General features: G+C 41.9%; 16 protein-coding genes and 1 tRNA gene. 12 read left to right on the forward strand and 5 right to left on the reverse strand.

All coding sequences use genetic code 11. The annotated features are described in order from the left end of the window. The first annotated feature begins 16 nt into the window (after positions 1–16). The gene (locus H6G97_RS08705) at positions 17–205 is read left to right on the forward strand and encodes a hypothetical protein (protein WP_190940236.1); all 189 of its coding nucleotides are present in this window, start codon (positions 17–19) and stop codon (positions 203–205) included. 414 nt (positions 206–619) lie between these two features. Beyond that, positions 620–2,254, forward strand: coding sequence for a purple acid phosphatase family protein (locus tag H6G97_RS08710; protein WP_199349309.1), 1,635 nt, complete (start codon positions 620–622; stop codon positions 2,252–2,254). A 237-nt stretch (positions 2,255–2,491) separates the two neighbouring features. Here H6G97_RS08710 and H6G97_RS08715 read toward each other — a convergent pair whose 3' ends face one another. After that, positions 2,492–3,424, reverse strand: a complete 933-nt coding sequence (locus H6G97_RS08715; RefSeq protein WP_190940238.1) for a serine hydrolase — start codon at positions 3,422–3,424, stop codon at positions 2,492–2,494. 9 nt (positions 3,425–3,433) lie between these two features. On the opposite strand from H6G97_RS08715, the gene H6G97_RS08720 reads away from it, so the two are divergent. The 3 genes from H6G97_RS08720 (at position 3,434) to H6G97_RS08730 (ending at position 6,682) form a co-directional block, all read left to right on the forward strand. Beyond that, positions 3,434–4,138, forward strand: coding sequence for a C40 family peptidase (locus H6G97_RS08720; protein WP_190940239.1), 705 nt, complete (start codon positions 3,434–3,436; stop codon positions 4,136–4,138). A gap of 14 nt (positions 4,139–4,152) precedes the next feature. Next, positions 4,153–5,166, forward strand: a complete 1,014-nt coding sequence (locus H6G97_RS08725) for a glycosyltransferase family 2 protein (RefSeq protein ID WP_190940240.1) — start codon at positions 4,153–4,155, stop codon at positions 5,164–5,166. A 241-nt stretch (positions 5,167–5,407) separates the two neighbouring features. Next, on the forward strand, positions 5,408–6,682 hold the full coding sequence (locus tag H6G97_RS08730; RefSeq protein WP_190940241.1) for an MFS transporter: 1,275 nt from the start codon (positions 5,408–5,410) through the stop codon (positions 6,680–6,682). Between the two features lie 38 nt (positions 6,683–6,720). Here the strand turns inward: H6G97_RS08730 and H6G97_RS08735 are convergent. Further along, positions 6,721–6,794, reverse strand: a tRNA-Arg gene (locus H6G97_RS08735). Positions 6,795–6,828: 34 nt separating this feature from the next. Between H6G97_RS08735 and moaC the strand changes: the two genes are divergently transcribed. From moaC to H6G97_RS08755, 4 genes are all read left to right on the forward strand, one after another. Beyond that, positions 6,829–7,341 (forward strand): cyclic pyranopterin monophosphate synthase MoaC, encoded by a 513-nt coding sequence (gene moaC, locus H6G97_RS08740; RefSeq protein WP_190940242.1) that lies wholly within the window; start codon positions 6,829–6,831, stop codon positions 7,339–7,341. A gap of 93 nt (positions 7,342–7,434) precedes the next feature. Further along, the gene (locus tag H6G97_RS08745; RefSeq protein ID WP_190940243.1) at positions 7,435–7,692 is read left to right on the forward strand and encodes a 2TM domain-containing protein; all 258 of its coding nucleotides are present in this window, start codon (positions 7,435–7,437) and stop codon (positions 7,690–7,692) included. A 119-nt stretch (positions 7,693–7,811) separates the two neighbouring features. Beyond that, the gene (locus H6G97_RS08750) at positions 7,812–8,120 is read left to right on the forward strand and encodes a DUF3181 family protein (protein ID WP_190940244.1); all 309 of its coding nucleotides are present in this window, start codon (positions 7,812–7,814) and stop codon (positions 8,118–8,120) included. Positions 8,121–8,399: 279 nt separating this feature from the next. Beyond that, positions 8,400–8,615 carry an acetyltransferase gene (locus H6G97_RS08755; RefSeq protein WP_190940245.1) on the forward strand — a complete coding sequence of 72 codons (216 nt, stop codon included), beginning with the start codon at positions 8,400–8,402 and terminating at the stop codon, positions 8,613–8,615. 117 nt (positions 8,616–8,732) lie between these two features. On the opposite strand, the gene H6G97_RS08760 is transcribed toward H6G97_RS08755, so the two are convergent. Further along, positions 8,733–9,203, reverse strand: a complete 471-nt coding sequence (locus tag H6G97_RS08760) for an ABA4-like family protein (protein ID WP_190940246.1) — start codon at positions 9,201–9,203, stop codon at positions 8,733–8,735. Between the two features lie 121 nt (positions 9,204–9,324). Beyond that, on the reverse strand, positions 9,325–10,365 hold the full coding sequence (gene cobW, locus H6G97_RS08765; RefSeq protein WP_190940247.1) for a cobalamin biosynthesis protein CobW: 1,041 nt from the start codon (positions 10,363–10,365) through the stop codon (positions 9,325–9,327). Between the two features lie 102 nt (positions 10,366–10,467). Here cobW and H6G97_RS08770 point away from each other — a divergent pair, with 102 nt between their 5' ends. Beyond that, complete coding sequence (locus H6G97_RS08770) at positions 10,468–11,166, forward strand: tetratricopeptide repeat protein (protein WP_190940248.1); 699 nt, start codon at positions 10,468–10,470, stop codon at positions 11,164–11,166. A gap of 99 nt (positions 11,167–11,265) precedes the next feature. Here H6G97_RS08770 and H6G97_RS08775 read toward each other — a convergent pair whose 3' ends face one another. Beyond that, complete coding sequence (locus H6G97_RS08775) at positions 11,266–11,982, reverse strand: biliverdin-producing heme oxygenase (RefSeq protein ID WP_190940249.1); 717 nt, start codon at positions 11,980–11,982, stop codon at positions 11,266–11,268. Between the two features lie 568 nt (positions 11,983–12,550). Between H6G97_RS08775 and glmM the strand changes: the two genes are divergently transcribed. Both glmM and H6G97_RS08785 read left to right on the forward strand, forming a co-directional pair. Next, entirely contained in the window at positions 12,551–14,023 is a 1,473-nt protein-coding gene (gene glmM / locus H6G97_RS08780) for a phosphoglucosamine mutase (protein WP_190940250.1), read from the forward strand. Positions 14,024–14,618: 595 nt separating this feature from the next. Beyond that, the gene (locus H6G97_RS08785) at positions 14,619–14,858 is read left to right on the forward strand and encodes a hypothetical protein (protein ID WP_190940251.1); all 240 of its coding nucleotides are present in this window, start codon (positions 14,619–14,621) and stop codon (positions 14,856–14,858) included. The last annotated feature ends 100 nt before the right edge of the window (positions 14,859–14,958 follow it).

A 14,958-nucleotide genomic window follows, 5' to 3' on the forward strand; every position in this document is an offset into this window, starting at 1 on the left:
TAAGTAAACTCTTCGGGTGACGTTCTTACGTCGCTACCCTTCGGATTTGCCAGTCGCCCGCGGACTCACTAACGCTGCGCTCTCGCTTTTGCGTCAAAAGACCACGCTGGCTCATCCTTACACTAAGGGCAGTTCCTTATGGGGAACTCCGAAGACTGGACTGTCTAACCAGAAAGCCAAAAATAATGCTTTGGCAAGCCGATAACAGCCCACAATAACCCAATTGTATAAAGTTCAGTCTACCAAGGTGCGGGTTAGAAACTAATAAGTAAAACATTAAGAGTTGCAACAACAATTCAACATTGGCAGTCAAATCAGGGCAACGCATCTGAATATTGACAAGCCTGAATTAAGAGTAGAATACACCAAAACCGCAATTACATAGAACTTTCAGGAAATTAAATGTTCACTTCATAGTGATGATAATCATTGAAAATTTTTAACCCTGTCGGCAGAAATGGCTAATAATAAAATTGCCTTCAGTCGGTGAATACCCTAGAAACTTGGTATATTACTCATGCTCATACGCAAAAGCCGCCGTAAAATCTTCTCAGTAGCTGCGCTTGTGCTTGTTATATGCTTTACTTTTTTAAGTGTGCGTTCATTTGGGCAAACAATTATGACATCAGCACCCCAACTGCTCACCGACCCATTTTTGCAATTGCCAACTGAAACCTCAGTGCGAGTAGTTTGGTTTACTGAGTTTGCTGGTGTTAATCACACAGTAACTTACGGGGAAAATCTCAAACAAACCGCTAAAGCAAATATTACTAAACTCACTCGCACGCGTGAAGACCAAGAGTCAAAAGTCGCAAACCAAACCAAAGACGGCGAAATTTATCAAAAACCCGTCCAGCGTGATATTTGGCGACATGAGGCTGAGGTAACTGGGTTAACTCCTGGTGTGCGGGTAAACTATCGGGTTACAAGTGTCCGAGAAGACAACGAGAGTGTTAGCAGTGATATTTTTACCCTCGCAGCTACTCCCAAGTTAAATACACCACTAAAAATTTTACTCACCTCAGATCATCAGTTAAAACCGATGACATCTGCAAATCTGCAAAAGGTAGTAGAAACAGTTGGACGAGTTGATGGGGTGTGGTTTGCCGGTGATTTGGTTAATGTTAGCGATCGCGCCTCAGAATGGTTTGATGATAATGGTGGTGCGTTGTTTCCCGGTTTACAAGGTCGTGCTAAATATGAAATGACGCACGACGGTGTAAAGACAATCTACACTGGTGGACAAATAATTCAACATGCACCCATGTTTACTTGTATTGGCAATCATGAGGTGATGGGGCGATTTGCCAGAATGGGAAGTTTAAATGATGAATTTGATGATACGCTTCCCCGTGTCGTTGCTCAAAAAATCTACCAGGACAACTTAATAGATAATTCCTTTAATACTAATACCTACGAAGAAATTTTTTCTTTACCAAAAAGTAAAGAGGGGGGAAAAAGGTATTATGCCGTTAGCTTTGGTGACGTGCGTTTGGTGGTACTGTACGCTACGAATATGTGGCGGACTCCCAGCTTAAATGGAAAGCATAAGGGTAGATATCGAGAAGCTGAAAAGGATTTAAATAATCCTGAAAATTGGGGTTATGGACAGGTAATTTATGAGCCAATTGCTAAAGGCAGCAAGCAGTACAATTGGCTAGAGGCAGAACTCAACAGCCCTGAGTTTCAACAAGCAAAATACAAAGTTGTGATGTTCCATCACCCACCCCATACTTTGGGTGATAACATAGTTCCTGCTTATACAGAACCAGTTCAAATAATTGAACGGGATGATAATAATATCAAAGCAGTGCGTTACGAGTATCCCAAAGACGCAGATTATATTATTCGTGATGTTGTCCCAATACTTGAAGCCGCTAATGTGCAATTGGTATTTTATGGGCATTCCCATTTGTGGAACCGCTTTGTTAGCCCTAGTGGAATGCACTTTCTAGAAACATCTAATGTAGGTAATACTTACGGTGCTGCTTGGGGTGATAGAAAGCGAGAAGTGCCAATAGGATATCAAGAGGATTATGTTAAAGTTGGTGATCCCAATGGTTTAGAACCGATAGTACCAACAATTTCCCCCTTGCTGGGCGAAGATGGGAAGCCGATGCCTTACATTGCGAGTAATGATATTACGGTTTTCAGTATCTTTGATACGGGGGCGGGTACGATCAGTAGTTATCGTTTTGATACTCGTAAGCCTGATTCGGAAGTATTGAAGTTTGACGAATTTAAGTTGAAATAGCTGGGGCGAATAGAATTCGTAGCTACACAAACATAGACGCTTTGCAGCTACTCTTACGAGAACGCTTTCAGCGTTAGCGACGTTCGCGTAGCGTCTTGCAGAGAAGGAGCGTCACCCGCAGGGTAGTCCGCGGAGGCGGACTAAGAAAAAATTGAGGGTTTGAACCCACGGAGGTGGGTTTTGCCTGTGTAGGCACGGTTTCTAACCGCCGATTTTATTTAAGTTCACAGGAGTAGATTATAGACTAGCGATCGCATCGGCAACTAGTTTAGAAACAAAGGGCAAAATTGCCTGACTCTTAGCCTGCGCTTTACCTTCAGTAAATACCACTAAAAGATAAGGGCGCTGCTCTGGTAACTCAATATACGCGGCATCATGGCGAACTTGACTTGTCCAACCTGCCTTTGACCAAATTTGAGTATTTTCAGTCAGTCCAGCGCCTAAGAAACCTGTTACCTGATTTTCCTCGGTGTCAGTGGGTAAATCGTTGAGAGGACGTTTCAGCAAAGCCATCATTGCTTGCGATCGCGTACTTGAAACCGCTACCCCACCTACAATACTATGCAGTAACCGAGCGATCGCATTCGTTGTCAACATGTTGCGATTTTCTAGTAACTCTCCCACAAACGCCCGTTCTCGCCCATAAGGGCCATCACCCCAAGTTTTTTGACAGACGTTAATTGTCTCCATTTCTTCCCAACCCAATGATTGGTAATAACGGTTAACAATATTACGTTGATATTTCCAGGTTTCAAAAGGCCCGGTTGGTAATTCTGGCCCTGATGTCGTGCCAGTCAAAATATCTACAACCAAGCTCGTAGCATCGTTACTAGAATCTACAATCATATCCCGCAAGGCTCGCTCCAACTCCTTGGAGTTTTGAGTCATGCCTTTTTCTAGCCATTCGTTTACCGCCACTAGGTAAAATAGTTTGACTACACTGGCGGGATAAATCCGCTCAACGCCGCGATAAGTAAAACCACGAACTGGATGATCCCAAAAAGCGTTGGGAGTCAGCGCCCCACCAGTATTTACTCGCACTGGGGGATCGTAAACAACCCAAGTCAAGGCAATTTGGTTACGCGCTAAGGTCGGAAATGCTGCCCAAGTTGCATCTAAAATGCCATTACCAAGGTTTTCCAGTTGCTCGTCTTTATTAAAAAAAACCATTCTCTAATAATGTCCTTTAATTTAAAATCACAAATCCAAAATCCAAAATCAGGGGAGTATCAGTGTTTAACTGGCCTGAATTTATATGATTCTCCTGAATGTACGCGTTTAGCAACTCAAGCCGCCTCTGGACGACATTTATGGGTAACATCAAATTATCAAAATTTAGCAGTTGAGGTGTATTTATGTGAAGATGACTATCCGGGATGGTTATCTCTTTCAGATTTTGATTCATTACAACCTGCTACTGTACCCTATCAGGCTGCAATATTTTCTGAATCTGAAATTAAAAAACTCCTAGCGGAGGTTATCGCCTTTACCCAAAAAGCGATGCAGCAATCCAATTATTACCTTTGGGGTGGTACGGTTGGGCCAAACTATGACTGTTCTGGGTTGATGCAGGCGGCGTTTGCTTCGGTGGGTATTTGGCTACCTAGAGATGCCTATCAACAGGAAGGATTCACTCAACCAATTACTATTGCAGAATTAGCAGCCGGGGATCTGGTATTTTTTGGAACTAGTCAAAAAGCAACTCATGTCGGGCTTTATTTGGCGGATGGTTATTATATCCATAGTTCTGGAAAAGATCAGGGACGGGATGGGATTGGGATTGATGTTCTCTCGGAACAGGGAGATGCTGTTAGTCAGTCTTACTATCAGCAGGTGCGGGGTGCTGGTAGAGTTTTTAAGAGTTACGAACCACAGAGACGCTGAGGGCGCTGAGGCTTATGAGGAGTGGGTTGGTTGAACAAGGGGTGATGGGGGAAAATGGGGCAATTTCAGCAATTGTTCCAGATGTTTCGGTGGTGGTGCCGATACATAATGAGGTAGAAAGTTTGCCGCTTTTACTAGAAGCGATCGCATCTACTTTATCTTCTAGTCAGGTAAATTATGAAATCATTTGTGTAGATGATGGTTCTACAGATGGTTCCGGGGATTTTCTCAAAGAACAGGCGCAAATCCGCACAGATTTAAAGGCGGTGATTTTGCGTCGCAATTATGGACAAACTGCGGCGATGGCTGCTGGATTTTATTATGCAGTCGGTAAAGCGATCGTTACTTTAGATGCTGATCTCCAGAATGATCCGGCTGATATCCCCATGTTATTAGCAAAGTTGGATGAGGGTTACGATTTGGTAAGTGGTTGGCGGCAAAAACGCCAAGATGGTGCTGTAAATCGGTTACTTCCTTCAAAAATTGCCAATTGGCTAATTCGGCGTACTACTAGCGTGAATATTCATGACTATGGTTGTTCGCTGAAAGCTTATCGTGCAGAACTTTTGGCAGATATGAATCTCTACGGAGAATTACACCGATTTTTACCTGCTTTGGCGTACATCGAAGGAGCGAGAATTACTGAAATACCCGTGCGTCATCACGCCCGTCGCTTTGGTCATAGCAAATATGGAATTTGGCGAACATTCCGGGTATTGATGGATTTGTTAACCATCCTGTTTATGAAAAGATTCCTCACCCGTCCGATGCACGTTTTTGGGCTGTTGGGTTTGATTTCAATGTTTTCGGGAACTGCGATCGGAATTTACTTGACTTTTGTCAAATTGGCTTTAGGCGAGATGATTGGCAATCGCCCCTTACTGATTTTAGCAGTTCTCCTGCTACTAACAGGAGTGCAGTTGTTTTGCTTCGGTCTTTTAGCAGAATTACTCATGCGTACATATCATGAATCTCAAGGACGACCTATCTATCGGGTGCGAGAGGTGGTAGCAAAAAATGTTAAGTAAGGTAACAATAGTAGTCATTGGTCATTATAGCGGTTCTCGTTTACGTAAGGTACACCCGTAAGGGCACGGCAGTGCCGTGCCCCTACCCTCGCAATATAATCTAATCTTGTACCGCATCTGAATGGGAACCGCTATAGTCATTAGTCATTGGTCATTAGTAAATAGTTAAGAGTAAATATTGATTGACTCTAGACAAATGACAAGTGACAAATGACAAAAAACTAGTTAAATTGCATCTACCTTGAAAGCATTTAATACCTTTGATGCCAAGCTGCGACTCAACCTGCTTGTTTTATTTACGGCAGGTTTATTATTCTGGTCGAGCCTGTCTTTGCTCTTACCAACACTACCGCTTTACATCGATGATGTGGGCGCAAGTAAGCAAGAAATTGGGATTGTTATGGGCAGTTTCGCCATTGGGTTATTGCTATCCCGCCCAATGTTGGGACGGTTAGCTGATGAACGTGGTCGAAAAAGTGTCTTGTTGATTGGTACGATAGTAGCGGCGATCGCACCCTTTGGTTACTTGGCAACCCAATCTCTTGGGCTATTAATCTTGGTGCGGATTTTCCACGGCATTAGTGTTGCCGCTTTTACTACTGGCTACAGTGCCTTAGTCGCAGATTTAGCTCCCGCCGAAACTCGTGGCGAAATCATTGGTTACATGACCTTAGCAACTCCCCTTGGTTTAGCAATTGGCCCTGCCTTGGGTGGGTATTTGGAAGCTACAAGTGGTTACGGGATATTATTTCTCTTCTCTGCCGAATTGGGTTTTGTTGCTCTCTTGGGGATTATACAAGTTACTAATCCGCCAGTGCAAACACGAGAACAAACAGAGGCAGATGATGTCTACGACGGGCTACGCCTACGTAATTTTTGGCAAGTTTTGGCTAGTCCACGGGTAAGAGTTCCAACCATAGTTATGTTGCTGGTTGGTTTGTCCGTTGGTGCTGTACATACTTTTGTATCATTATTCCTCAAATCCACTGATGTGGACTTCAACGGCGGATTGTTTTTTACAGCTGCGGCAATTGCTAGTTTTAGTATCAGAGTGTTTGCTGGTAAGGCAAGCGATCGCTTCGGTCGTGGTTTGTTTATTACTTTTGGTATTTTTTGCTACGTTTTTGCGTTAATACTGCTGTGGCAAGCTAACAGCGCGATGTTTTTCTTACTGGCTGCGATCGCTGAAGGTGCTGGTGGTGGTACACTCATCTCCATGATGATCACAATGATGGCAGACCGCTCCCAGCCGCAAGAACGAGGGCAAATTTTTGCTATATGTATAGCTGGGCTTGACCTGGGAATTGCGATCGCTGCTCCTCTTCTGGGTATTATTGCCGAAGGGGTAGGCTACCGCGATATGTTTGGCTACGGTGCTGCGATGACTTCTGTTGCACTTGTCCTTTTCCTCACCCACTCGAGCAAAAACCTATCCAACTCCTTCCGCTTTGCACTAGGTCTAGCTCCAGATGCCTACGCCTTAAAAAATTTAAAAGTTAGGACTGATGAAATTTAACTTCTCACTCCTAACTTTCAACTCTTGACTTTAAAAAACGGGCGAGGAGGGATTCGAACCCCCGACACCGTGGTCCGTAGCCACGTGCTCTAGTCCACTGAGCTACACGCCCTCACCGACAATCTATATTAACACGTTCTAATCAAATGGCGCAAGATAATTTTTCATCTAATTTTGCCAACTTAACCCATCTAGATTATCAAGGACAGGCGCAGATGGTAGATGTGTCTGATAAAGCACCAACTATTCGCCAAGCAGTAGCTGCTGCCAATGTGCGGATGCTGCCAGCCACCTTCGCCGCCATTCAAGCCGGAAATGTCCCAAAAGGGGATGTGTTGGCAACTGCAAGATTAGCTGGGATTATGGCAGCCAAGCAAACAGCCACTTTAATTCCCCTGTGTCATCCCTTGCCTCTGCAAAAAATCGCAGTCGAAATCATACCCGATCCGCATCTACCTGGTTATCAAATTCAAGCTACAGTCAAAACCAAAGCTGAAACTGGTGTAGAAATGGAAGCCTTAACTGCGGTTTCTGTGGCTGCCCTGACTTTATACGATATGGCAAAAGCCTTGGAAAAGTCGATTCAAATCGAATCGATTCGTTTAATAAGTAAGAGTGGCGGTAAATCAGGAGATTATTCACTACCAGAGCAATTTTAATTCGATTATGACTGGTTGTAAGGGTCTAATAGCAACCACTGCCCCAAAAACCTTAGAATGAGTAGGGTGTATTTAAATCTGTAATAAATATTTATGCCTCCTCGTTGGCCTCGTAAACCCGATCGCAAAGACCCTGATTACCGCAAGATCGATGACCGGATGAATTTTGCCGTGCATGTAGCGATCGCTGCTACTATCAATTCTGGCTTGTGGTTTTTCCACATCTTGAAAAGCACTACTTGGGAGTGGCTGCCTTGGGTAACTTTAAGTTGGACTGTAATATTGTTGGTGCATCTGATTTATATTAGTGCGATCGCTAACTACACCGAAACTCCGCCAAAATCCACCTGAAGATGGATTACTCATGCTGGGGCGATTGTAACCTCTGGTAGTAGGATTAGGCTGTTAATTGAGCCATAATGTAAAAAAGCCTGAGATTTCGCACTTTTTCTTAATGTAGGGTTATTTTTATGGCTAAGACTAACACCACAGAACTACTAGAAGCCCTAGCAGCCGAAATTGGCGAAAACGTATACATAGACGTTGCCAAATGGCATCTTTATTTATCCAATGCCAAACTGCATACAGTTGTTGCCGAGCAACTGTATCCTTTAATTACTTCCAACACTGTAAATGAAGACCGAGTTTTACAAGTCTTGGGATCGATTCCAGTAAAAATTGGCGGCGGAAAACGTGAAGTTCCTTTAATTGATTTACTACCCCTGCAATGCCAAGTAACTTTAGTAGATATTTTGGAAAAATATCAACGTGACTTCTAATCGCTAAAACCAAAATTATCTTAGTTGGACAATTTTATTAATCAGCATTTCCTGGTTCGATTTTGCTTCGAAATTAGGTATTTGTTTGCTGTATGTATTTTATAAAAATGAACTTTACAGATACACACAAACTAACTTCGTATAATTTGTGTGTGGATATCTGATAAGAATTTCCTTTAACAATTAAGGAATCTCCGCGTTCAAAATCAGTTTAGATTTGAGCGAGTTTATGTTGAGACTCGCTTTGAACTTTCATGCAAACTCATTGAGGCAATTTCTATGCTTTTACAAGTCAAAGATAGTGGCGAATTGGTTAAGATTGTTGAGATTCAGGAATTAATTGACCCAAATAATGATGTTGTTCACGCAAAAGACCAAGAAGGTCAAGAAGAACAGCAACCTGAAAGTTTTAAAAAAGAAAATCTCGTTTTTCCTTCAGGTGAAGTTCTACCACGCTGTTGGTTAGATGCTGACTATAGACAAGGCAACGCTTAACTATTTTCAAACCAAGTAATTGGTAATGGAAGTAAACTGATTATCCATTATCAATTTACCTAACAAGAATAACAAGCAGCAGAGTAGTACAGATACACTACTCTGCTATGTACCAGCTTATGACGCAGCTTTTTCTCCTACCGTCACCGCTTCATTCTGCTGAGAGTTCGGGAAAAATGTTTTAGCAATCCAGTCAGTCAAGATGTGAGATAGTAGTCCCAAAGGGCCAGCAAACAAACACAAAGACAGGGAGTGAATTGTCCAAATACCTGTTTTTTGTCCTTCCCAATAAATCCAGCGACCAACGAATAAATCCATCACTAAAAAATGAATCCAACCCGTTGCAGCAGCCGTTTCATCTGCAAAAAATTTAGCGATATCAGCTAATTGGGGATTCGATAAAGCTTGGGCATTTTCTGGTGTAATACTGTTGATAAACAAATATACATACGCCCCGGCTAACATCACAAATGGTATGTATGATGACATTATCTGTCGTGTAACTTTCCAGTTTGGCAATAAAATCATCAATGCCCAAAATGGCAATACAAAAAGATTAGCGACGTTAAATAGTTGGGAGATAGTCATATTTTTGTAATGTGAAGAATTTTCAGTGATTATTTGTTTTGAATTAACTAGTTATTCATAACTCGTAACTCTCAGGGTATAGACCCCCGACTTCTCAAAGAAGCCGGGGATCTGGGTATATTTATAAAGTTACAAGTTGTGATTCTATTTCTGAAGACTTCAAATCACGGCCGATGAAAACTAAGCGGGTTTGCCGAGCTTCTTTAGGTTTCCAGGGGCGATCGTAAAATTTATCAAATCGGGTTCCTACACCTTGCATCACTAGGCGCATAGATTTATTTGGCACTGCGACAAAGCCTTTAATCCGGTAAATTTCTTGTTCTTGTGCTAATTTCTCCAACTGCTGTTGCAGCTTTTCTGGGTCAAATGTACGATCCAAAATTAAATTAGTTGAGATAATTTCTTCGTCGTGATTGTGGTCTTCTTCGCTATCGTGATGACTAGGGCGAGAATCTAAATTGTCTTCGACTGCGGCTTGGAATCCTAATAATATAGATGCATCTAGTTGAGAACCATTGCTCTCGACAATCTTCACCACTCTGGGCAATTCTTGCTTAATCAATTCCTCAACTCTGGCTTTTGTCTCGGCATCTACCAAATCAATCTTATTTAACACCACTAAATCTGCACAAGCAAGTTGATCTTCAAACAGTTCTTGCAAGGGTGTTTCGTGTTCTAGATTATCATCTGCTTGGCGCTGGGCTGCGATCGCCTCTGGATTGCTAGCAAATGTCCCTGCTGCAACCGCCGCACAATCTACCACGGTAATCACCGCATCCACAGTGGCGGCGTTACGAATTTCTTGCCAGCGAAAAGCTTTAATCAACGGTTTTGGCAAGGCTAAACCAGAGGTTTCAATCAAAATGCAGTCGATGCTATCCCGCCGCTTGATTAACTCTTGCATCATCGGGTAAAACTCTTCCTGCACGGTGCAGCATAAGCAGCCGTTAGTTAATTCAAAGATATTACTATCGCCCTCACCATCTTCCGGGCAAACTTGACAGGATTTTAACAATTCGCCATCAATACCGAGTTCGCCAAATTCATTGACTAAAACGGCAATGCGGCGTCCTTGGTTGTTTTGTAGCAAGTGGCGAATTAGGCTGGTTTTTCCACTACCTAAGAAGCCTGTGATCACTGTGACAGGAATTTTTGTTGCCATTATTTAATTAATTGTACCTCTTTATATTTTCCCTGATCGCTGACTAGATTAGAAAGCAGGGTTTATATAGCCTGTAGATAGAAATTAGTAAGATTACCGCAAATGAATTCTGCTAAAACTATTAAGCTGTTGATAAAACAAGCAAAATATGCTGAGAACATAAGAAACTACCAGGAGGCAGAAGTCCTTTGGCTATCGGTAATCAAACAAAAACCTAATGATGTTCTAGCTTATGTGAGATTAGCAAAGCTATTATCTTATAAGAATAAAACAGAAGCGGCGTTGACATTTTATCAACAAGCTCTCCTCATCGAACCTAGTGTTCAGATATACACTGATTTAGGAATGTGGTTGTTAGATATACAAAAACCAGAAGAAGCGATCGCTGCATTTCGTCAAGTAATTGCTCTTGAACCCAATGGGTGTACTGATGAATATATATACAGAATATTAGCTACTGCACTCATACAACAGGGGAAACTAGATGAAGCTTTAGCTATTTGTTATCAAGTAATTCAACTTAATGAGCACCTTCAAACCTGTTTAATTACTGGTGAAGCAATATATGACAAGCATGGGTTTTCCTCTGTTATGGCTGTTTTTCGCCAATTTGCTGCTAAAGTTCAGCCGAAGCCGATATCTGGTATTTACTACAGACTAGGTAAGTATATATTATTTAACTACAGCGATAGAAACGATGAAGCGATCGCTGCTTTTCAGGAAGCACTTAGACTGAATCCTGGTTATCAACACGCTGCACAAGAGCTTAACAAGCTACAACATAATAGCCACGATTGCTAACAAACAGCAGTAGGGGTAACATCCCCGCGCTCGCCTGATTTAATTCAGGTGAACCCAGGAAGCTTGCCCCTAGATTTACAACATTTTACTTAATAAAGTTTACTCAGCAGTGACGAGTTCAGTGCTGCCGCGTGTACGACGTCGTGTAAGGCTGTTGTACACCATTACACCGATTGCCTTGATTAAATTGCCTTCCAATTCTTGGAACATCTTCATGTTTACACCAAAGGCAGCGTTAGCTTCATGAACGATGCGATCGGTTGTAGCCTCGTCAAGGGGTAATTCATCCACAATCTGCCGATATTTCGCTTTAAATGCCTTCTCATCAGGAATTTCTGGAAACTCATAAAAAGCTGTTCCTTGCCCATCAGACAAATTCATCGCCGTTACAGCAATATTTTTGAGAATTTGTCCCCCGGATAAATCACCCAAGTAACGAGTATATGAATGAGCAATTAACAGTTCGGGTTCTATGGCAGATATTTCTCGGATGCGCTTTACATAAGCTTCACCTGCGGGAGATAGCTTAATTTGCTCTCTCCAGTTTGCACCAAAGTAATAACTCAGGTCTTGCTCTAGGGTATACTTGCGGTTTAGCTGAGGAAAGTTAATTTTAGAAAGAATAGGGTGCTGGCGGTGCTTTTCCATTTCCTCTTCCATCGCTGAGTAGACGAAGTAGAAGTTAGCAACAAGTTTCCGGTAAGAGTTTTTCTCGACTACTCCTCTTAAAAAGCACTTGACAAAACCTACATTTTCTGCCATTGTGTGGGCTTTCTTAGTGCCTACACGTAATTTGGTTGCTAAATTGCTGCTCATGCTAAATTTCTCAACTTTAAAAAGTTAACTGCCGGAGTTTTAATTCACTAACGGCTAAAAAAGCCATTAAAAAGTTACCTTAAAACTATTTGATGAGAGTTTATATTAAAATTTTTTAAGCTGCGAGAATTTTGTAGTGTTTTACACCGCGATAAGACAAAAAGAATAGAGTTTTACATTTCGGTGTTTTGATTTTTTGTTGTTATTAGCTAAATTTTACTTTCATTCTCAGCTTTGCTAAAAAAACTGGTGATGAAACGAGGGTAATATTTATTACATATTTTTTGATTAGTAGTATTGCGAAGTGTGAACTAGTACAAATAAAAATCAAGACTAAATTTGATTGCATAAAAGGAATAATTAGCTAAGATGTGGAGACTTTACTGATAACGTAAAAACCAATACTGACTTTATGAACAATTTACAAAAAAAGAGACATAAATTCAGTATGTTTACGTAAAGATAGCTTGATCGAGAATGAATTTCTAAAGAGAAAAAGCATGTCAAAATTGCTGAATAAAGTCTTAAGTGCTATTTTTCAGTGTGATTGTGTGGAGTGTTTAAAAATATGGTTTCATCTATAACTCGGACATCGGGCATTGTTGGAGGTTCTGCTTCCGAAGCTGAAGGATTGGGCAAAGGGATTGAGAGCAGTTTTGGACTGAATTTAATGCCGCTACCAGCAAATCCTTTATTTGGCACAGATGGGATTCGCGGACGAGTAGGAGAATTACTGAGTGCGCCCCTAGCATTGCAAGTTGGTTTTTGGACAGGGATTGTTTTACGTAACTATGCAACTCAAGTAGGGCCAGTCATTCTCGGACAGGACTCTAGAAACTCCAGCGATATGCTGGCAATGGCTTTGAGTGCAGGGTTAACAGCAGCAGGGTTAGAGGTTTGGTATTTGGGATTATGCCCCACTCCTTGCATTGCCTATCTCACCAGCATCACTGATGCCATCGGCGGAGTGATGATTTCTGCTAGCCACAATCCCCCAGAAGACAATGGGATTAAAATTTTTAGTGCTAATGGTGGAAAGTTACCGCAAATATTGCAGGCAGAAATAGAAGCGGGACTGCGTGGCAAGATATCACCGATCGCTAAAGTCAGTAATTGCGGACGGCATTACTCACGTTTTGAGTTAGTGGGGCATTATAGTGAAGCGTTGAAAAAACCCCTGAACAATGGCCTAAATCTTCAGGGAATGAAGATTGCTTTAGACTTGGCGTGGGGAGCAGCAGTTGGTTTAGCACCATCAGTATTTACAGAAATGGGGGCAGAGGTAATCTGCTTGCATAACGAAGCAGATGGCGATCGCATTAATGTTAACTGCGGTTCCACCCACCTAGATATTCTTGCAGCCACAGTACAAGAACACAACGCCGACATCGGCTTTGCCTTCGATGGCGATGCCGATCGCGTCTTAGCAGTAGACAATACAGGCAGGCAAGTTAACGGCGATTACATTCTCTACTTATGGGGATGCCACTTGCAACAAAACCAACAATTGCCAGACAACCTGATTGTATCTACAGTCATGGCCAACTTAGGCTTTGAGAAAGCTTGGCAGCAGATTGGTGGTAACTTAATTCGTACCGCAGTCGGCGATCAATACGTGCAAGCCGAAATGCTACGGACTGGTGGAATGCTAGGCGGCGAACAATCAGGTCATATACTTTGCCGTCATTATGCTGTTACTGGGGATGGCTTGTTAACAGCATTACATATAGCAGCTTTGGTGAAACAGGCGGGTGTTCCCTTGAACGAATTAGTAGATCAAAGCTTCCAGACCTATCCACAATTATTGCGGAACGTGCGAGTTGTTGATCGCGATCGCCGTTTAGGATGGCAAGATTGTCAACCAGTGCAACAAGCGATCGCTCTTGCTGAAGCTGCAATGGGTGATTCCGGCAGAATTTTGGTTCGTGCCTCTGGCACAGAACCAGTCATCAGAGTAATGGTGGAAGCAGCCAATGCTGAACTTACCAACTACTGGACAAATGAATTAGTTTCGCAAGTCCAGCAACATCTGATGGACTAAATTAACTATTATCTCAGCTTTAAAAAACCCTAAGTTCCATCACGGCTTCTACAAATTAACCAGCCTTGGTTAGATGTAGAAGCTGTGACATTTGTATTCTTAGCTCATATCCGATCAGCCTGCCTCAACTAAGAAATTCTTTAACCGAACGGTATTGTAGTTAGGGGAACTTGCGGGGCAAAATATCACTAACAGCAAGCATATTGCACCATAATTAGTCCTAGCATCAGTCTGAACGTGTTATTATCTACATCGAATTCTTAACTATTCATTCTCATATAATTCTGTGCTTGTTTTTGTCATCCTATTAAAAAGTGCACAAGTTTCTAACTCCTGGGAGCGTGTTACACAATTATTTGAAAGATGCGTTAAATCAGTTTGCAATCAAACCTCACCTAAATTTCGCGTTTTATATTTTGGAAACAGGAGAAAATCTTTTTGAATTATCAAAAAGATGGGAATTTAGTATTTTTAATCGCAAATTCTTAAATTAATCCATTAAAGATGAATTTGGATTATACGAATTACAGCAATCCAAAGAGATTTGTCAACTATAATATAATATTTTCCGAGGCTGATAGGCTACGGCGCCACTATGCCAAAATTCAAATCAAAATCTCAGCAATCTAAAAACTTAAAAAAGCAGGCTAAAAAAGAAACTTCTACCCTTAGCCTCAAAGAACAGTTAGCCCAAAAGCGCAAAGCAGCTCAAGGGCGTAAAGAACTCATTAGCTTACTTACCACCGCTAGCTTTAGCAGTGTCTTAGTTGGCATTTTACTTTTTTTCGTAGGTGGAATTAAAGTGGCAGTCCCTGCCGTCTTAGAGGATGTTTGAAAAGTCGGAAAAGGTGTAAAAAAGCTCTCTCAGTATAAGCTGTGAATAGATAATAAACAGTACCGAGAGAGTGACATGAGTAAAGCATATCCCAGCAACC

The sequence above is a fragment of the Nostoc flagelliforme FACHB-838 genome (genome assembly GCF_014698065.1).
In the GTDB taxonomy this organism is placed as follows: domain Bacteria; phylum Cyanobacteriota; class Cyanobacteriia; order Cyanobacteriales; family Nostocaceae; genus Nostoc; species Nostoc flagelliforme_B.